Below are 21,677 nucleotides of genomic sequence, written 5' to 3' on the forward strand. Positions count from 1 at the left end.
TATATTTAGCTATTTACATAAAAATCTTTTATGTGATCATAGACAACTTCATAAGAAGTTTTATTAAATAAATTTACTATATAAATATAGTCTTCTAATTTTTCTTTATCTAATTTTAAATAGTCAATTATTTCATCTTTTGTTAAAATAGAAAACTTCAAAAATGAAACTATATCAAAATATTTTGATCCCTTTCTTGTTCATTCAAAATCAATTAATTTTATTTTTTTATCAGTTGTAAAAATAGTATTTTTTGGTCTTACATCTCCGTGAATAACTTCATTAAAATCATCTTTATATTTATCAACTATTTCTAAATATTTTTTGTCTTTAGTTTTATAAAAATGTCAATTCATTTTTGACAAATTTAAATTTGTCTTTCAAACTTTTTGAAGTTCATCTAATAATAAAAAATCAGATTCTTTTGTCTGATATTTTTTTAAATAGATGTCTCCTTCATATCATTTTTTAATTGCAATATATGGAGTTACATAAATATAATCTTCGTTATTTTTTAAAAAAATAATTTCGTCTTTATGATCAGCAATTTTATTTATTGCAATTCTAATTTGAACTTTAACATCATTTAAATAAGCAATATAAGTTCGATTATGAAAACCTTTATAATGAAATTTTATTTTGCTAATTTGCTTGAATATTTTTTTTGGCAATTTTCTTTTTATATAAAGCATAATACCCCTTAATTTTATTTATGAAAGTTTCTTTGTTTGCGATGTTTCTGCTTACTAAATAATTTGTTATATATTCTAACACAATGGTTATAAAAATTAGTGGTCAAGAAAAGTTTGCAAGCTCAAAAAATGTTGATCTATCGATGTTTACTTGAATTGCGGCGCCTAGTCTATTTGCGCCGAAAACACCGAAATATACGACATCTCGTAATAAATTTTCAAATAAAAAACTTCCGTTAATAATTAATTCTTTTTTTGATGCAGGTATTACTCATACCCTCAATATTTTAAAATATGAAAAACCTTGTTTTCTTAATGTTTCAAGTGTTTGAAAATTAATTTTATTAAATGTTGAACTTGTAATTACCGCAAAGTTAAAAGATGAGTGTAAAACTAGAACTAAAAATATAGTTGTTATTGGTTCGAATCATAAAATATTTAATAAATAAAAAACTAACAAACTCGGAATTATTCTAACTGATAAACCAATTATTTTAAATATCAATGACTGAGCTTTCTTATTAATTTTTTCACTTTGAAAAATACCAATTGTGGTTCCTATTATAAAAGTAAAAAATCAAATTATAATTGTTTGTAATAAGACATCTCAAACTAAACTTATTGGTGAATTTCCTGATGAATCAAAAATTATTGCAAGATCTATTTGAAAAAATCTTTCTAATAAATTGGTTATTACTTTTGCATTTGAATAATCATATTCTAAATTTGCAAGAGCTATAACAGCGATTATAAAACTAATAAATCCAAAAATTAATAAAATAATTTTTTGGTGATTGTAATGAATTGAATATCTATTTGTTTTAGCATTAAATTTGATGCCGTGAAACAAGTATTTTTTTATTAAAAAAATCATCAATTCATTTAATAATAAAAAAATGAAATAGATTGTTAAAGGTGCTCCCAGTTGATCATAAACAGAATTTTTTAAAGGTGTATAAATTAAAGTTCCTGTACCGATTATTCCTACTGCCCCTAGCAATGATATTCACCTAAAATTTGACTCTAAAGAAAAAAAATACAAATTTAAAATTCTTATTTTTATTCTTCAAAAAACTTCTAAATAAAAACTTTTTATTTTACTATTTCTTAAACTAAGTGATTTATAAAAATATTGTAAATCAGAATTATTAATCATATCAACTAAGTATCTGTGAACTCATAACCACGTAAATCATGAGTAAGTTAAAAATGCTGCATCATTAGCTCTAAAAGCGTTAGAAAAAGCCCTTGCAAATAAAATAATTGGAAGGGCTCTTAGGAGTATGATAAAAAATCGGTAGAAAGTAAATGCAAAAAAACTGTGTATCTTTCTAGCTCCAAAATATGAAGAAACAAGTGAAACCAAAAAACCTACAATTGTTCCTAGAACTATCAAACGAATCGAAACTCACATTTGTTGTAAGGATAATATTCAAAGATTTTGTCCTGGGAAATAATTACTTGAATCTGTATATTTAAAAAGATCTGAAATAAATTCATTAAATAAACTTACTCCTGCTGGATTAAAGCGTGATGAAATATAAATAGTTAAATAAATAACTATTGTCAACACAATTAATCACAAGAATATTTTTAAATTAGGATTTAAAAATATTTTCCTACCTTTTTTATATCAAATCATTTTTTATTTTATAGCTTTTTCGTAAGGTTCCTTTATCTCTTTATTAAAATCATTTATATATCTGTAGAAGTTATAACCACTACCTTTACCAAATGAATCTTTATCTTCTAAAGAAAGTGCTATGAAAGCATCTAGAAGCAATTTTCTTTCTTGTTCATTTAATAAATCTTTATTAAATGCAACTATGTCATAAAATAAAGAGTTGGTTAGGGTAAGAATTTCGATTCTTTCTCCTTGTGGAGGATTGAAAATATTTTTCTTTGTACCTCCATCTTTGTTGTGTTGTCACGCAAATGAGTACATGTCATCTAGAAAAATTCTGTATCCACTTAATGTTCCAATTGTATTTCCATCATCTATTTTATGTTTACCTGATGGAATACTTGCTATTGTTGCATGATCACCAAAATGATCTTTAAACAACTTCTCTTGGATAATATATTTTCCTTGTTTTTCAGTTTTTCCATGAACGATTCCAAAATTGTAAAAATCTTGTCAGTTTTTGTCATTTCAAGCTTTTTTAATTTTTTCAATAGTTTCATCATTACCAACTATTGCAACCATTCCACGGTAATAAGGAGTAGTATTTTTATTACCATCTTTAGTTGTTAAATCACCATACAAAAACTCTCATTTAACTCCATCTCATTTTTCACGGGTGTCATCTCATGTTTGATAAGGGTGTAGTTTTAAATAATCATTTACTCATTTTGCAGTGTTTTTTAAGTATTCAGGCCCACCCTCATCTTTATAAAACATTTGCTTTGTATCATCTTTAAATGAGCGAGTTTCAGTTCTTGCTAGGTACTCAACATTTTTAATATCTGGTTCTTCTACAGCGTGTCTGACATTTATAATTGTCATTGCTGATTTACCCGCTTTTAAGTCATTTAGACTAGCCTTTTTTTCTTCATTTGATGCAATTTTTACTTCAACAATTTTTGCATCCTTATACTTGTTGTCTGTATCTTTTTCTTTTAACTCTTTGATTTTGCTATTCAGTGTTTTTGTAAAATCTGCAACAGCAGTTGAGCCAGTTTTTTGAGTAAATCACTCTGTCCCTAGAGTTAGGTTCACTTTTTTAATATTTGGATCTTCAGCATTTGAACACGCTATTGCTGTTGAAACTCCTATTAGTGAAACAATCCCCAGAGAAGTGAATAGTAATTTTTTACTTTTTAATTTCATTGTTATTCCTTTTGATATATTTTTTTTGCTTCATCAATTGAGAAATCATCGATTTCTCATGTCTTAAAAATAATTCCATTTTTAAGACCAATCACTTTGGTGAAGACTTGTTTGTTGATCAAACCTAAATCATGAATATTGATTAAGGTTAAAATATTTTCAGTTGTGGCAACGTATTTAATAGCGTTAATCACATCTTCAGCAATATTGACATCAAGACCAGTTGTAGGCTCATCAGCTAAGATGACTTGTGGCTTTTGTAAAAATATCTTAGATAGTTCTACTCGCTGTTTTTGACCACCAGATAAGTTACCTACAGGTGTGAAGATAAAATCTTCAATACTTAAAGTTTTTAAAATCTTTTTAATATTTTCAAAATCTCGCTTTGTGATGATGTTGAAGAATCTAAAAAATTTATTTTCTTGCAAGTTATAAAATCTTTTAAGATTTTTATAAACATCATCTTCAAAAATTAAATTTGGACTTTGATTTAAGAAAGCAAAACTTTTGACATATTTTTTGAGATCGTTTTTGGAAAACTTTTTAATGTTTTCCCCATCTACTAAAAAATCTCCTTCAGTGATTTTTAAATGATTAATTAATAGATTAAATAACGATGTCTTACCAGCTCCTGATGAACCAATAATTGCTATAAATTCGTTTATATCTAGTTTTAAATTAATGTTTTTCAGCAGTTCTTCTTTACTGTTTTTATATGATGCTGAAATATTGTTTAACTCGATAAAAGACAAAAAAATTACTCCTTTCTAGGAGTAATTAAAATGAATTGAAAATAAAAAAAGTCTAACTACGACAGCATTACCTGTATCAGTCAAAAGAGTATATTCTCAGCCATTACTAGCACCCCTGATAATTCTATTTTATAACTTTTTTGCCGTTTTGTAATTTTTTTACTAAAAATCTTATTCAGGAATCGAAACTATCTTATAAAGTTTTTCATCAATTCAAACAATGTCTTTGTCTCTAACTTTAGAACCACGACTCATAGTTCGTTTACCATTGACCTTAACAACATGTTTAGTTAAAAAAACTTCAGCTGCTCCACCTGTTTGAATTTCACCGATTTTTTTTAAAAGTTGACCAACTTTTATTTCATTACCTCTAATTTCAATATTCATTAGTAACCTTTAACCGAAGCAATCAGTTGTTTATTTTCTTGATATTCTGCTGAAACAATCAATAAAGCACCTCTTGCTTTATTAATAAATAGATCAATATCTCCGTTAAAAACATTTAATGCTTCTTTTAAAAATTGAGCGTTGTAATTAACTGTAAAAGATTCACCTTGAATTTTTACACTTTCAGTTTTAACTTCAAATTTTCCACCTTCACTAATGTATGAAGATAAACCAAGTGATTGTTGATTTTCACGGTTTTCAATTTTGAACTTAACGATATTATTTTTTGAATCATTTAAAACAGTTACTTTGTCAATTAAATTGATTAAATGCTGTTTTTCAATTTCAATTCTGATATCCATTTCTCATTTAAAAGGGTTATTGGTTGATAAATCTTGATAAGGTAAATTTACAATTTTTGTCTTAATTATTTCTCTACCATTTTTAATTTTTAATTCATAACTTCCTGGATAAATTTCAATTGTTTTTTCAAAACTTAAAGATTGTAAATATCTAATTGTTTTTGAATGTAAAGAAATATTAAATTCTTCAATGTAATTGATAGTTCTTGTTTCCATTGCAATTCTTTTTTTATCAGTTGAAATGATTTCTAATTTTCCATTTGCATAATTTAGATTTAATGACGAAAGAATTAAATCTTCTTTTGCAGGATGGTTCATGGCAATATAACCAACTTTTTTAATTGCATTAATTAATAATTCACTTTCAAAATCAAATTTATTACTTTGTAAAACGAAGTTGATTTCTTGGAAACTTTCTGTCTCTAATAAACTAATATCTGTTACATATGATCCTGAAGTTATGTTTAAAGAATTATTTTTAATTGTCAAAACAATATCTTCATCACAGTAATTTAAAATAGCTTTCAAGTTTTTTGCTAAAACTAAAAAACTTCCTGTTCCTTCAGAACGGTTTTTAATATTGTCCAGATCCATAATATTTTGAATAGACATTTCATTGTTAGTTGTTGTTGCAATTATTTTGTCACTTAAGACATCAAAATAAATTGCTCTCATAGACATGTTGGTATTTCCATGATCAACAATTCTAAAATTGTTATCCAAAAATTTTAAGAAATTTCTTTTCTTTACATATATCTTCATAAATTCTACTTTCTAATTAATAATTAATATTAATCGTTGTTGATATGTTAATAAGTTTCTAAAAACCCCTATAATACGGCGTTTTCATCAAAATAAGATGTTAATTAAACTGCTAGCTAGGTTTACGAACATTTGTTAATAACTGCTCGTAAGTTCTTTTTGTTTGAACAGATTGTAAATCTTTTTCAAACACTGTTAAAGAATTTTTTACAGTTGCATGATTGCGACCAAAATAAGATCCAATTTTTTCTAAAGTCATTTTTAGTAAATCTCTCATCATAAACATGGCAACTGTTCTAGCTTTAAATAATTCAGGTTTCCTGCTTTCTCCTTTGATATCACCAATTTTTAATCTGTAATAATCAGCAACGATTTTAATAATCCTATCAGGAGTTATATTTTTTTGTTCAACTTCTTTAATACCAATATTTTCAATTACAAAAGGCAAAGTAATTTCTGAAATATTTTTTTCAAGCCGAGAAACAGCAAAATCTAATTTACTAATGAAGCCTTCAACTTCTCTAAATTTACCTGTCGTATTTCTAATTAAATATTCGATTGCATCTTCATCAAAATTGTATTTAGATAAATTTGATTTTGAAATTTTAAATTTATAAATTTCTCGATATTCATTGATCGAAGGTAAACCTAATTCAATTGATAATCCACTAAGTAATCTTGTTTTCATCCTGTCGTCCATCGGTGGAAGTGATCTAATATTTTTATCTGAAACAAAAACTGTAACTTTAGAAGCGTTAATTCTTTCATCAATTACACCAAAGATAAAATTCAATGTTTGAATTTTATCACCTTGAAAATAAGTTTGAAAATCATCAAAAATTAATAAATCTGCATCAAATAATTCTTCTTGAATTTCTAATTTCACATCGCTATTATTTTCTTGCAATTTTTTAGCTATGTAATGAGCAAAAAAATTAGATTGTAAGTAAATTACACTTTTATCTTCACTCTCTAGAAAGTTTAAAGCAACAGCTTGCATAGCGTGAGTTTTACCTAAACTACTTTCACCATAAATATATAAACAACTGTAATTAAAATCATCTTCAATTATTTTATTTACTGAATGATGAATATCTTTATTAAAAGGTAATATTATGTAGTTAGACAAAATATTTTTTTGGTTTAAAGATCTTAGAGAACTTCTTTTTATTTCACTTAGCTGAGCAATCTTTTTTTCTTTAGATTTTGTAATCTTCATTTTGTCATCAGTTAGAATAGTTCCAAAATCATATGAATCGCCATATAAATCCCGAATTGAAGGAGAAATTTTATTAAGGTAGTTTTCCAAAACACTTTGGTCGTTTTCATCACTTAAAACAATCGACACAAAATTATTATTAACTGCTTCAACTTTTAGTGAATTTAAAATATTATTAATAAAGAAAGCGTCGCCTTTCAAACTATTTTGAAGATGTTTTTTTAAAATATCTGTCTGAGCAGACAACGAATCTTTATTAATGTCTATTTTTTTCATAACTTTATTTTAATTAATAAATTTAGAACAATTTAAAAATGTTAATAAATAAATTGATTACAAGGCTTTATCAACACACTTATCAACAAAGGAAAATATGAGAGAAGTAATTTTTATTGAAGAAATTGACCAAAAAAGTAACTTTTTGGTCGTTTCAAACGAAAAAAAGGAAAAATTAACAATTAACTTATCAACAGAAAATAATGCAGAATTATTTGTTAATAAATCCTACTATTTTTTAGAATTTGAGTGAGATAGCAAAAGCGAAAATTATTACTTTTCAAACGATAAAGGAATTCTAATTTGAGTAAAAGATGACAAGTCATTTTGGAAGAACAAAGAAAAACTAGCAAAAAGTGATTTTGATACCGAGAAAAAGACATATTTTGATTATGTTGTGTTAGCTATAAATAAATTAAGATTGATTAAAAAAGAAGAAGTTTCTAAATTTCAAAATAAAGAAGTAAAAAATTTACTTAGATACACAGGATTAAGTAAATATGAAGAAGATTTTGGCGACAACTTTTTCTTCTTGTATTTAAGAGCAATTCGTTATATTTCAAATTCGATTAAAAGAAACTTTTTTTCATTAAATAATCCATATAAATTAAAAGAAGTTTTTCCTGGAAGTTTTTGATTTGCTGATCTAGATAAATTTTATTTAGATGTTATGTGAGGTGATTTTGATAGCGATTTAAGAAGATTTGAAGTTATAAATAACTCACTTCAAAAATTAGAAAGAAATAACGACACAATTTTAAAAAAAACAAAAATAATTGATGACATAAGAAATAACCATGAAGTTGAATTCGATGAAAATGATGACATTTTTCATGACTTGTTAAACAAAAAAATAATTATTCAAATAGATGATGAAAGAGTGACAAGAAGTGAAACCTACAAAAAAGAAATGTTTATCTACCATAAAATTAAACAAATTTCTGAAAGTAAAAATAACTCCATTTTATGAGGAGAAACTTCTGATAATAATTTTTATTCAAAAGCACAAAAAGAAGCTATAACAAAAAGTTTAGAAAAAAATTTTTGAATTATTTCAGGGTTTCCTGGAACAGGTAAAAGTACAATAATAAAAGAAATACTAAATCAAGTTTTAGGTGAAGGATTATATTCTGAATCAGAAATTGCAATTGTTACTCCAACAGGAAAAGCATCTTCACAACTTTCTCAAAAAATTAATTATAGAAGTAAAACTATTCATAGTTTTTTTGATTTACTAGCAAAAGAAGATGAAGATGAATTTGATTATGGATTTGTAAAATTTTTAATTATTGATGAGTTTAGTATGGTTGAACTTAATGTTTTATATGACGTTTTAGAAAAATTAGACAACCTAGAAAAAATAGTTTTTGTTGGTGATGAAAATCAATTACCAGCAATTGGATCAGGAAATTTAATGCAAGATTTAATTAATCTTTTTCCTGATAATGTTTCTAAACTAAAAGAAAATTTTAGGAGCAAAACTAAACAAGACATTTTTGAATTTTTTAATCATATTAATAATTCAAGCACTGATTTTAAAAATTTACAAAATGTATTTTTTGTTGAATCAAGTGATGATGAATTATTTGAAACATTGATTGATATTTATATTAACAAAACAAAAGACACAAACAATTTTGATAAAGAAATTATTATACCTTTAAGAAATAAAGATTTTGGTTCTAATAAATTTAATGAACTTTTAGATGAAAGAATTAAACAAGAAAAAGATGAAAAAGATATTCTTATTTTAAACAAAAGAAAATTTTCTGTTGGTGATAAAGTTATGCAAATGGTTAATGATTACGACAGACAAATTTTTAATGGAGAAATAGGGAAAATTGTCAAAATAATTAAAGATGAAGAGAACCCAAAAAATGAGAAAATAATAGTAGACTTTTTCAAAGAAGAAAGTAAAATTGAATTAACCAAAAACACAAGGCAAGCTCTAAAAAGCCTTGAAATATCTTATGCGAATACAGTTCATAAATATCAAGGTAGCGAAACTGAAACAGTTATTTTTCCAGTTTCAAGACAGTATGCTTTTATGAATGAAAAAAAACTTTTATATACAGCATTATCTAGAGCAAAAGAAAAAATTATTTTAGTTGGAGACTTAAATTATTTTTTAAATAATTTAATTCCAAATTTAAAAGATAAAATAATTGATACAAATTTAAGAGAAAAATATTTAAAAGAAAGAGGCAAGAAATGAAATTAATTGTTGGTCTAGGGAATCCTGGAAAAGAATACGAAAACACTAAGCATAACGCAGGTTTTATGGTTTTAGACTCTGTTGCAGCAAAATTAAATTTAAGTTTTAATAAAGAAAAATTTAACGGAGTTTTTTGTAAAGAAAAGGATTTTATATTAGCAAAACCTACTACTTATATGAATAATTCAGGGGACTTTGTTGTTGCTATAAAAAATTTTTATAATATTGATATAAGTGAAATTTTAGTTGTTTATGATGACAAAGATTTTAAAGTTGGACAAGCTGTTTTTAAACCAAGAGGAAGTAGTGCTGGACAAAAAGGAATCAAAGACATAATTAATAAATTAGGTACTGAAGAAATAAAAAGAATTAGAGTTGGGATAGGTCAACCTGACACATCAATGACTGATCATGTTTTAAGTCCCTTTGCTTCTGGTGAAAGAGAAAAATTTAATAAAGTTATTGATGCAGTTAGTGAAAACATTTTAACTTTTATATTTAATGATATGAAGGTTGTAGTTGACAGATTTAAAGATTTAAAAAAGGCGGAATAATGTTTTTAATTGCTGTTTCAGGTGGTCCTGATTCAATGTATCTTTTGAATCATCTTTTTAAAAAATATGGCAATCAAAAAATTGCAGTTGCACATGTTAATTATTCAAAAAGAGAAACAGCAATTCGTGATCAAAAGATAGTTGAAAATTATTGTCATATAAAAAATATAAGACTTTTTATAAAAACTATTAATCCAAAAATATACGAATTAGATGATTTTAAAAATATTAATTTTCAAAATTGAGCCAGGGAAATTAGATATAAAATTTTTTCTGATTTATATAAGAAATATAGTTTTCAGAAATTGTATGTTGCTCATCATCTTGATGATAATTTAGCAACTTATTTGTGACAAAAAAATAAAAAAAGGAATCCATCTTTTTTTGGAATTAGAAAAAAAAGATTCTTTAAAAATATGATTATTGAAAGACCTTTATTAAAAATAAGTAAAAGTTCAATAATTAAAAAATTGATTAAAGAAAAAATTATTTTTGGTCATGATGAATCAAATGACTTAGATATTTATACAAGAAATAAAAACAACAAAATAATTTCAGAAAATTATTTTTTTAAAATAAAACTAATAACTGAGCTGTTTTTTAAAAACTTTTTTAAAAAATTTGAAAACCAAAAAATTGATCAAATTTACAAAAATTGATCTGAAGAAAATTATTCTATTAAGTTTTTTAAAAAAACAAAAAAACAAAAGCAAATACTGTTTAAATTTATTTATGAATACCTAGAAAACGTGCAACTTTCTAGTCAAAAACTAGAAAGTATGGTCGATTATGTAGTTGCTTTTAACAACGAAAGTAAACGCTATAAAATAGATAAAAACCATTTCTTGTATAAAAAAAACAAAACTTTAAAAATTGGTTAATTAATATATAATTTAAACCGTTTTAAAATACTAGACTTATATAAAAAACAGGAGCGTAATGAAAAATCCAAAGAAAAAATTAAAATTCAGTTGATTTTGAGCAATTTTCTTAATAATCGCTGCTGCTTGAATTATTTGAGGACTTGTTATGCATTTTACAAGTATCGAATACAGATACCCAATTGAAAGTGCAAGTAAGTTTCAAACTGACTTAATTAATGCAGCACGTAGCACAACTGACGACATTTATTTTAGTCAGATTCAATTCCAAAATCAATATCAAAACCTGATTGTTACATACATTAGTGGTAACACAACGGTTTCCTACCGAGTTGGAGCAAGTAGTCAAATTTTCCAATTCTATACAACTGCCGAGATTGGTCAGGCAGTTGCTGACCAAATTGGTAATGGCACAACTGCAACAACACTTTGATGAAATGTCTTGCAATCAGCAAGTACATCGGTTAATTCAAATGGTGGTGGCGCAAACTTCAATTCACTAGGCGCACTTTCATCTCTACCTGAAAACCCCGCCTTATCAATTTTTAGAAGTTTATTACCTATCTTAATAATTGCTGCGCTATTTATCTTCTATTTAAGAATTCAAATGTCGGCTCAAAGTGGCGCTGGTGGAGGATTATTTAATCCTGGTAAAAACCAAGCTATTCTAATTAAGAGTGATAAAACCTTTAAAGATATCGCAGGTAATTCAGAAGCAATTGAAGAAGTTGCTGAATTAGTTGATTATTTAAAAAATCCTAAAAAATATTCAGCAAGTGGTGCTCGCTTTCCTAAAGGTATCTTATTAGGTGGGCCTCCAGGAACCGGTAAAACTTTATTAGCTAAAGCAACAGCTGGTGAAGCTAATGTGCCATTCTTCTTCATTTCTGCTTCAGGATTTGTTGAATTATACGTAGGACTTGGAACTAAACGTGTACGTGAAATGTTTAAAGAAGCTCGTAAAGAAAGTCCTGCAATCATCTTTATCGATGAGCTTGATGCTATCGGTCGTAGCCGTGGATCAGGAATTGGTGGAGGAAATGATGAAAGAGAACAAACTCTTAACCAAATCCTTGTGGAAATGGATGGAATTACAGAAAATTCTGGAATTCTAATCATGGCTGCAACCAATAGAACTGATGTGCTTGACCCTGCTTTATTAAGACCAGGGCGTTTCGATAGAAATATTTTAGTTGGTTTACCTGATATTAAAGAGCGTGAAGAAATTCTAAAACTACATGCTAAAGGTAAACGTTTATCGAAAGATATCGACTTATCAAGAGTTGCTAAAAGAACTCCGGGATTTTCTGGTGCTCAATTAGAAAACGTTGTCAATGAAGCGGCTTTATTATCTGTTAGAGAAAAAACAGGCGTTATTACTACATCACAAATTGATGAAGGTATTGACCGTGTTATGTCTGGACCAGCTAAGAAAAATAGAGTTATTTCTAGAGAAGAATTGACTTCAATTGCTTACCACGAAGCAGGACATGCCGTTGTTGGTATTAAAATGGCTGGTGGAAATAAAGTTCAAAAAATTACTATTATTCCCCGTGGTAATGCAGGTGGATATAATTTAATGCTTCCTGAAACTGAAAAGTATAATGCTTCTAAAAAAGAATTAAAAGCAATGATTGCTTCATTTATGGGTGGTCGTAGTGCTGAAGAAATTATCTACGGTAAAGATAACGTTTCAACAGGTGGAGCAGACGACTTTGCTAAAGCAACCAAAATTGCTAGAAGAATGGTTACTGAGTGAGGTATGTCACCACTTGGACCTATTAAGTATGAAGAAGATACTGAAAACCCATTCTTAGGTAGAGATATTGCTAAAGGAAGTTTCTCATCTAAAATCGCCCACGAAATCGATGTCGAAGTTCGTAAATTGATTTCTGAAGGTGAAACAGAAGCTTTAAGAATTATTAAAGAAAACCTTCAATTACTAGAACTGATTAAAGAAGCTCTGCTTAAAAATGAAACCATTGTGGCCGAAGAAATCGACTACATTGCAAAACATTTACAATTACCTCCTGAAAATAAAGAAGAAACTAAAAAAGCTGCAGAGAAAAAATCTTTAGATGATCTAATCTCAGAAACAACTGAATAGTAAAAAATACATTAATCTGTCTTTAAAAGACAGATTTTTTACTTTTTTATTGTTTTTTGAGGGCTTTTAAAAGATAAATAGGTACCAATTAAAACTTGAAAAATTTTCAAGTTTTAGAAAATAAGGAAAAATATTTTTTCGCTTGCTTATAAGATTTTTTAGTAAAATGTAGTAACCCTTAAAGGTAAAACTTTTAAGCAGGAGATATTATTTATGAAGAGGCTTTTCAAGGAAATTTTTCGCTCGATAAAACATAGCAAGGTTGTTGTCATTGGTATTTCAGTCCTTGTTTTCTTATCAAGTTTAATCTTCACTCTTTTTTGAGATGTACGTAATGCCTATCAAAGCCAGCTAGATTCATATACAAATGTCAGCCGTTTACAAGATTTAACAGTCGATCTATCAGTTGAAAGTGCTGGTCGCACTCCTTCACAAGGAACGTTTAATGAAAGTGTAACGACTTATACTTTAACCAATCCTTCAGCAGAAACTAACTTTTTAGATTTTTCTGGTGACTATATTTTAGCCACAGAACTATTTCCTGCTGCACCTGCTAATAAATATATTAATGCAACAGTTTTTAAAGATCTTTATAATTCAGTCGCAAATACTGAACAAATTTCAATTAATTACACAGATAATCAGATCATTATTTCAGATCTAGGTTATTCAATTGCTTTATACAATAAAGTCGGTGAGCAATATGTCAGAGAAACTATTAATAATACTATTAATAGTAGCGATGTTTTTACTTTTGATAAAGAAACTAATTTAAACTTAGTTTCTAGAATTAATACAGGACAGAACAACGTTGCTTTTTTAAGTAATTTAGGTTCTTTATTTTTGAATGTTGTCACTAAAGAAGCAACAACCGATACTGCTAAAGCACATCAATGAGAAAGTAGAGGCGAACTCTATGTAATTGATTCACAGAACCTAGCTCGCTTATTAGGTTTTAGTGAAAGAGAAGCAAATAGTGGTTACTACTTTTTAGATACAAATATTACGCCACAAATTAAATTAACACCTGCTGTGCAGGTAGAAACTAATAGAACAACTATTAGTTTTGCTACTAAAATGAGTGGTAGTTTTTCACTGTCTTATTTAGGTAATGCTGTAATTGATCACACTTCAAATAGATACTATGAAATATTGCACGGAAGTTATGGAATCTCTCTTGAAAACATTAAAAAGATGCGTTCTGAACAACGTTTTCTGCAACATAACTATAAACTAAATTATGATCCAAATGACACAACTGGTTGAAGTGGTAACTATTTACAAGCAATTGAATCTTTATTACAAAATGAAGATCAAAAGAAACTAATTGAATCATTTCATTACTGAGAAAAAGTTCAAGTTATTTACTTGAACGGTGTTTTAAGTTCAACAAACAAAGTTGTTTTAACTCGCCAAGATTTACAATCTTCAATTGTAAATCCAAACCAAAATCAAACTTCAATTGCAGAAATCGAACATATTAATGATCCACTTAACCTAGATGCTAAAGAATTTTCTGAATTAGTTAATGTCGATATTGCTAACCAAAGGTTAGCAATTATTGTTGATTTATCAAAAACAATTACTAAAAAAGCCTTAATTGACGAAGTTATTAAGAAAGTAGGTGTTGAAAACGTTGGAATCAGACAAACTATTTCTCACACCGATATAGATAAAGAAAAAAACAAAAGCGTTTCTTATGCTTTTGTCAACACAGGTGATAAAAACTTTACTGTAGAAGGCGTTAATCAAAATGTAGGTCGTTTATATAACGAATATTTTAACCCTACAAAGCTAAATACTGAATTTACTCAAGATGATTTATTCTTCAAAAGCGATGAACTTGATTCAAATATTTCTGCATCACTAACAAGAAGAGTACTTGATAATTACTACCTAGATCCTAACTATTTAGTAACCACAGTTCTATACGAACCTGTCTTAAGAGAAAATACTGATGGAACTGTTTCAACTTTACCTAATCAAAAAATTGTTGTTACTAAAGAACAACAAACAACTAGTTTACAAAATCAAGGTGTAATTTCTGACAAAGATAAATTCTATGCAGTTGTTAAAGAAGATAATAACTGAATTATCAGACCTCAAGAAGCAATGGATTTACAAGCTTTAACTAGTTTCTTTATTAATAATAAACTAACCATTGATTCTAAAACAATCAATGGTGCTTGAGCAAGAACTGACCCTGATAATTCTTACAGAATTACCTTGCCTTTAGTCGCTAGAGTACCTTATCCTGAAGTTTTAAATGAAATCTTAACAACAGGTAACTTTGCCACAATTGCTAATAACGTTACTCAGACTATTAGAAATAGTGCTCTGTATGAAAATGGGTTTTTTACAGAGCAATTTCTAGAAATTTTTATTAATAGTGCTTCAGTTGCAGCTAAAGCAAATCAGATAGAAAAACTACTTTCAGTAGGGAGAGCAAACGCAAATGTTTTCCCTAAATTCTATATCGATATTATTTACTACATGAACCAAAATTATGGTTCACATACTTTCCAAAACTTTGTCAATAATATTTTGAGTCGCATGAAGGCAATGATTCAAGCACAAGGTGGTTTAGAAGCTCAAAAGCAATATTTTCAGACTCAAATTGAATCATTACTTGGAGTATTTAAAAGTTTTGGTTCAGATTTATTATCAATCTTACCTTTAAATATTACAATTGAAGACATTTTAAATTACACAATTGATCCAGTTGGCATGATTGACGGTTTAATCACAATTGTCAATGGTTTTGATGTTGATTCAGCAATTGCTGAAATCAGAAATTGATATAGTGAAAACTGACAAAAAACAGTTGATGGTAAACAAAACCTAATTTCTGATTTCAACATGTTAGTACCATTTTTTAGAAATGCAAATCAGAATGAAATCAAAAATGGTTTAATATCTATCGTTAACAATATAGATTTTAATAAAATCTTCAACCCAGAATTAGATAGTTCAATTTACTCAAAACTTTCAGTTGATAAACCTAATTTAGTTAATTTAAGAACTGTTTTTAAAAACGTTAATGCTGGTAATAATTACAAAAATGTCAGTGAAGGTTTAATTGAATTAATTAATATTTTTAACTTAGATGTCTTTATCAGTGAACTAGAATCACGTGCAAAATGAGTAGATCATTTTCAAGAAGATGATGAAACACCATATCGTTATTTTGGTGTAAAAACTACTGATGTTTTATCTTCATTCATTGTTGCTGCAACCAAAATTTCATCAGACTTAACAGTATCTAATAATGACATTTTAGTTAAAAATGCCATTATTAAGTTATTAAATTTATCAGATGCAGGAGAATTTAACGACCTAGCAGGTTACTTGCCATTATTTAAAAACGATAATAAACTAGGTCTAGCAAGTTTATCTGCTTTAACTGAACTTCAAGTAAGTACAAATGATTTATTAGCAGAATTAAATTTAATTTCTGCTAAGACTTTAACATCAACTTTGACCAATGCAGATATTCAAACGCTTAAAAGTCAGTTTCCTTTTATAACTAACTTCACAAGAGAAAACTATGAAGAAATCAGAAGTTACATTAGTTCATATAACGCTTTAATCAGCTTATATGCTTTTGATAATAACTTTATAAATTTTGCTTCATTAACAAATATTTTATTATCAAGTGAACCTGATAACGAAGTTTATAAACAAGCTAGAAATCAAGTTTTACAAGCAAACCCTGTTAATGCAACTAACCCTGATGGAAGTATAAATTATGGCTATGGTGAATCATTTGTTGATTTATTTAAATTTTTAGTTTACTTAAAATTAAAAGCAAAAGATGCTGAAACTTATGAAAGTGACTATAATAAATTAATAGCTTTATTTAAAAATGCAACAAAAAATAATAATACAATTACTTTTAGTTCTAGTTTTTTAAATACAATTAATAGTAAAGATTTATACAACGATATTGCTCAAAATATTAATTTAGGTGGCTTTAATATTTCGCTTGCTTTAGCAGCAAATAGAAAAGTTACACAGTCATTATTTGATGCATCAAATCCTGATCAATCACTAATGAATTTCCTAGATTCACTAAGTGAAGAAAGCAAAAAAACAATTATTGAAAATCAACAATCATTTGTTTCAATGCTTGCCTTATTAGCGAGTCTTTTAGAATATAATCCTAACGCTTTTGAAATTTTTACATCATCAAGTAGACGTTCATTTTTAAGTATTATTAATGGACAAAATTCTATTTTTAACCGTGATGAAAAGTTAAAAGAAATATTAACTTTTAATATTGAAAATAGCATTAAAACAAGCAATCTTTTAGACAGAATTAACATCACATCTTTTTTACTAAATTCACTTGGTACAACAGTTTTACCTCAAGCCGTAATTTGATTTACAAGTGATTCAAAAATTAGTAAAGATACCACTTTAGAAGAGAGAAAAAATCGTGCTAATTTAGCTTATTTATTAAACGATAAAATAATTAAATTTAATGAATTAACTAATGAAGAATTAGACTTAATTACATCAATGATTTTCCCTGCTGAAATGATGTCTAGTCCTGCAGAAACTAATGCAGTTACAACTATTTTAATGGACATAGATTATTTTAATAAAATAGGAATTTCAGCAGAAGGTGCAGCATCTGATGAAAATAAATTTTTTGGTTTAAACGTAAAAGAATTTATTTTCAATGCTTTAAATACAATCACTTATGAACAAAGAAATAATTCACTAATTGTCTTCGAAGATCCTTCATCATATTTAGCAAAAGTAAATTTTGCTTATTTAAAAAATAATAATTTAGCAGTCTATGAAGGTGATATTCCAACTGATGCTTTAACCTTCCAAGCGTGATTAAATGCTAATGAAAAAGCTAATTGAATTTTAAATGTTGGTGGTTCAAAATTTGTCATCATCGGAACTGAAACTACATCAGATTTTATCTACCCAGTTATTGATGAAAGTAACATCCAAGTTGATACATCTACCCAGGCAGTTGTTTACCTAAATCAAAAAGGTTTTGACCGTGTAAAATCGTTTGCATCAGGCACTGTAAAAACCTTCATGTTAGTTAAAAATGAAACAGCAAAAACTGACCAACAAATAGTTGATGAAATTAATCAATACACTAGATCAAGTCAACAAGGTGACGGAACAACAATTCAAAAATCATACCTTGCAAATCAAGTAGATCCACTTAATCCAGAACGCTCTTTAAGAATACGTGCACCACGTGCAATCATTCGTGCAATTAATAATTTTAATTTATATTCTTTAATCATTTTAATTGTTTTAGTAAGTATCGTTTTTATCTTCGTTATTCGTAGATATATTCAGAAAAAATCAACTGTTTTAGGTATCCTAATTTCGCAAGGTTATACACCAATGCAAATATCTCTATCATTAACCACTTTTGCCCTAATTACGGCAGTTGTAGGTGGTGTTTTAGGTTATATTACAGGTCACTTTTTACAATCATATGTGATTCAATTATTCTCTAATTATTGGTCGATTCCAACCACTTTACAAACGTTTAATTTTGGTTCATTTATATTAACAATTATCCTTCCTATTTTAGCGATGTCAGCATTCATCATTTTGATTGCATTATGACAATTAAGAACAAAAAGCATTGACTTAATGTCAGGTATTTCTGAAGTTAAAATTAATTCATTAACTAATTGATTTTATGTTCGTTTTAGAAAACGAAATATAAAAACTAAATATAATATTTCATTATTAATGAATAGTTTTTTCAAACTATTTTGATTAACAATTTCCTTTATTTTAACTAGTGTTGTAATCATGATTTCGATCTCTTCAAGCAACGTCTTTTCACGTGCTGCATCTAAGACTTATGAAGACCGACATTACAACTATAAAGTTGATTTAACAAGCCCTACAACTGAAGGTGGATTAATTAATCAAGCGAATGCAAATTCACTTGAAAATTCATTATATATGCCAATAGGTTATGCAGGTGAAGCTAACCTAGAATATAACGATTATTTTGCTCCTGGATATTCAATTGCAGTTAACGGAGAATTGAATCCTAACGGAACAATTAATGCTTTAAATAATGGTGTACCAACAATTGCTAATTCAAAAATTGTTACTAAATATGGAGCAAGTGTTGCAGTTAATATTGGACTAAAAGTTAACCCATGAGAATTAACTTATAATGTTTTACCTGACACACAAAAAACTAGAATAGATGAGATCACCCAAAAAATTGGACCACTACTTTCTCAAACACAATGAGATGATGAATCAACAATTAAATTAATTGTTGATGAAAATAATAGGAGCTATTTCGGTTCAATTGAAAGACCATTAAATTACTTTAATTACTACTCAAATTTAAATGGCGCAAACGGTATTTTTTATGAACGTTGAAACGCTTTAGAAAAAAGATATATACCTGAATCAATTACTTCAGATTCAACTTATATTGATAGCGAAAATGTGACCCATAAAGTCAGAGATTTATATCGTCAATTTTTAATTTCAGGATATCAAAAATTATTTAGAAATCAAAATTTAAGTGACTATTTAATTATCTTCCAAGGAGTACTTTTTGATGACCGTTTTGATGAAACATTTACCTATGTTTCATCTAATTTAGAAGGTAGTGCAATTAAGATAAATGGGTATAAACCTAACTCTACATATTTAACTATAAAAGATGAATATGGAAACAATTTAATGGACAATGTTGTTAACTTTAAAACAGATGAAGAAAATGTTTATCCAGTAATTGTTAACGTAGTTAGTGCAGCTCGTTTTCACCTAGGAGTAGGTTCAACTTTTGATGCTCACATTACAAATCATAGCCAAAGATTTATTTCGCAAATTAAGAACCAAAACATTAATACAAATGTCAAATTCAGAGTCGTTGGAATCAATGCTACTTATATTAATGATGAGTTTGTAACTTCACAAGAAATTGCTAATAAATTAATTGGAATTGATTCAACTCCAATGCAACAAGCCTTCAACGGAATCTTAAGTAAGCGTGAAAATCCTGATCAAGTTACTGCTAGTTCTTCTCTATATTCTAATTCAGGATATATGCCTGCTCTAACTGGATTTAACTTTGATAATCAAAATCAAGTTTTTGATTATATCTTCGGAAATAACGGGACATTGCAGTCTAAAGGTGTAACTGAATCAGAAATTATTAGATGGTTAGATCTTGATAATGTAAATTCATTAGCAGAGATAAAAACTAATCCAAATAACATCAGTTTAGCTTTAAATAAATACGCAACTCTTTATGAAAATTCTCTATATTCAACCCTTGTTACATACATCAATAGTAAAGATATTGAAAGCGGTTTTACAGGTAATTTAACAAGTCTAATCAATAACGTTTTAAATAACGTAATCATTGCAAGTATTTTAATCTCAGTCATAATTTTGATCATTATCACCAACATTATGATTAGTGAAAACGAGAGAAATATAGCCCTTTTCTCAATTTTAGGGTACAATACTAGGGAAAAAATTAGACTGTTTTTCGCAATTTTTGCTCCTGTAATTGGAATCGCAATCACAGTCGCCACATTTATTTCAATAGGTGCTATTGCAATTTTTAATAGGATATTAATCTCATCATCATCCTTAGCCTTACCTATTAATATTGTCTGGTGACACATCCTCTTGACAATGGTAGCAATTATCTTAATCTTGCTAGTCATGTCCACTTTAAGTTGAATTTGAATTAATAAAATAAAACCGATCATGATCATGAAAAGAGCCTAAATGTTTTTTAAAAAGAAAGAAAAAAATACTTTTGTCAAAACTGAAGAAATTTCTTTAGGTGCCAATAAAGAAATTACAGTTAGCAAGAAAAACTTAAGAAAGTTTAAAAGAGCTAACGATAAGAAAAGACCAAAGGATAAGTATATTGCAACTCCTAATCGTAGTGGTAATATTATCGATGTTGTTGGTGTAACTAAAAGTTACATCAACGGAAATTTAGTAACCCCTGTTTTAAAAAACACTTCTTTTTCTATTAAAAGAGGCGAATTTGCCATGCTTTATGGTAAATCAGGTTCAGGTAAGTCAACACTTTTAAACTTGATTTCAGGGCTAGATAGACCAACTGCAGGACACGTGATTGTTTGCGACACTAATTTACCTTATTTAAGTGACAATAAATTAACTCTATTTAGAAGAAAGTATGTTTCTTTTATTTTTCAATCATATAACTTGCTAGAAAATATTACAGGTTATGATAATGTCGAGACAGGTTCATATCTACAAAAAGATAAAGCTAAAAAACTTGACATTAATAAGATGTTTGACTATTTTGATTTAACTGAAGTTAAAAATAAATATCCTGCACAAATGTCAGGGGGGCAACGCCAGCGTGTTTCTATTTTAAGGGCGCTAGCAAAAAATTCAGACATAATTTTTGCTGATGAACCTACTGGTGCTTTAGATGAAAAAACAGCAGGAATTGTCCTACAAATTCTGTATGACACTAATAAAAAATATAACACTACAATTGTGATGGTTAGCCATGATAGTTCGATGAAAGCAATGGCTAATAAGATTATCAATTTAAAAGATGGTTCAGTTGAAAGCATTGTCATCAACCCTAATCCTAAAAAGCCATCAGAATTGAAACTAGGATAAAAT

At 27.5% G+C, this 21,677-nt stretch carries 13 protein-coding genes; 6 read left to right on the forward strand and 7 right to left on the reverse strand.

Translation table 4 applies throughout. The annotated features are described in order from the left end of the window. Positions 1–5: 5 nt before the first annotated feature. From CJF60_RS03895 to CJF60_RS03925, 7 genes are all read right to left on the reverse strand, one after another. On the reverse strand, positions 6–671 hold the full coding sequence (locus tag CJF60_RS03895) for a phosphotransferase family protein (RefSeq protein WP_159444209.1): 666 nt from the start codon (positions 669–671) through the stop codon (positions 6–8). Next, positions 643–2,265 carry a hypothetical protein gene (locus tag CJF60_RS03900; protein WP_143823409.1) on the reverse strand — a complete coding sequence of 541 codons (1,623 nt, stop codon included), beginning with the start codon at positions 2,263–2,265 and terminating at the stop codon, positions 643–645. Before CJF60_RS03900 ends, CJF60_RS03895 begins: the two co-directional genes overlap by 29 nt. Positions 2,266–2,337: 72 nt before the next feature. Continuing rightward, positions 2,338–3,522 (reverse strand): ABC transporter thiamine pyrophosphate-binding lipoprotein p37/Cypl, encoded by a 1,185-nt coding sequence (cypl, locus tag CJF60_RS03905; RefSeq protein WP_159444208.1) that lies wholly within the window; start codon positions 3,520–3,522, stop codon positions 2,338–2,340. A 2-nt stretch (positions 3,523–3,524) separates the two neighbouring features. Continuing rightward, on the reverse strand, positions 3,525–4,274 hold the full coding sequence (locus CJF60_RS03910) for an ATP-binding cassette domain-containing protein (RefSeq protein ID WP_159444207.1): 750 nt from the start codon (positions 4,272–4,274) through the stop codon (positions 3,525–3,527). A gap of 171 nt (positions 4,275–4,445) precedes the next feature. Then, positions 4,446–4,661 (reverse strand): RNA-binding S4 domain-containing protein, encoded by a 216-nt coding sequence (locus CJF60_RS03915; protein ID WP_084232489.1) that lies wholly within the window; start codon positions 4,659–4,661, stop codon positions 4,446–4,448. After that, positions 4,661–5,785 carry a beta clamp domain-containing protein gene (locus CJF60_RS03920; protein WP_084232487.1) on the reverse strand — a complete coding sequence of 375 codons (1,125 nt, stop codon included), beginning with the start codon at positions 5,783–5,785 and terminating at the stop codon, positions 4,661–4,663. The genes CJF60_RS03915 and CJF60_RS03920 overlap by 1 nt, the downstream gene beginning before the upstream one ends. A 112-nt stretch (positions 5,786–5,897) precedes the next feature. After that, positions 5,898–7,280, reverse strand: coding sequence for a DnaA ATPase domain-containing protein (locus CJF60_RS03925; RefSeq protein ID WP_084232485.1), 1,383 nt, complete (start codon positions 7,278–7,280; stop codon positions 5,898–5,900). Positions 7,281–7,377: 97 nt separating this feature from the next. On the opposite strand from CJF60_RS03925, the gene CJF60_RS03930 reads away from it, so the two are divergent. From CJF60_RS03930 to CJF60_RS03955, 6 genes are all read left to right on the forward strand, one after another. Then, entirely contained in the window at positions 7,378–9,501 is a 2,124-nt protein-coding gene (locus CJF60_RS03930) for an ATP-dependent DNA helicase (RefSeq protein ID WP_084232483.1), read from the forward strand. Next, the gene (pth, locus tag CJF60_RS03935) at positions 9,492–10,049 is read left to right on the forward strand and encodes an aminoacyl-tRNA hydrolase (RefSeq protein ID WP_084232481.1); all 558 of its coding nucleotides are present in this window, start codon (positions 9,492–9,494) and stop codon (positions 10,047–10,049) included. The genes CJF60_RS03930 and pth overlap by 10 nt, the downstream gene beginning before the upstream one ends. Beyond that, entirely contained in the window at positions 10,049–10,930 is an 882-nt protein-coding gene (gene tilS, locus CJF60_RS03940) for a tRNA lysidine(34) synthetase TilS (RefSeq protein ID WP_084232479.1), read from the forward strand. Before pth ends, tilS begins: the two co-directional genes overlap by 1 nt. A 148-nt stretch (positions 10,931–11,078) precedes the next feature. Then, complete coding sequence (gene ftsH / locus CJF60_RS03945; protein WP_408633941.1) at positions 11,079–13,037, forward strand: ATP-dependent zinc metalloprotease FtsH; 1,959 nt, start codon at positions 11,079–11,081, stop codon at positions 13,035–13,037. Positions 13,038–13,250: 213 nt separating this feature from the next. Continuing rightward, entirely contained in the window at positions 13,251–20,795 is a 7,545-nt protein-coding gene (locus CJF60_RS03950; protein ID WP_084232475.1) for an ABC transporter permease, read from the forward strand. Then, on the forward strand, positions 20,796–21,674 hold the full coding sequence (locus CJF60_RS03955) for an ABC transporter ATP-binding protein (protein ID WP_084232473.1): 879 nt from the start codon (positions 20,796–20,798) through the stop codon (positions 21,672–21,674). Positions 21,675–21,677: the final 3 nt, after the last annotated feature.

This window comes from Mycoplasmopsis agassizii, assembly GCF_002272945.1.
Lineage (GTDB): Bacteria > Bacillota_I > Bacilli_A > Mycoplasmatales > Metamycoplasmataceae > Mycoplasmopsis_B > Mycoplasmopsis_B agassizii.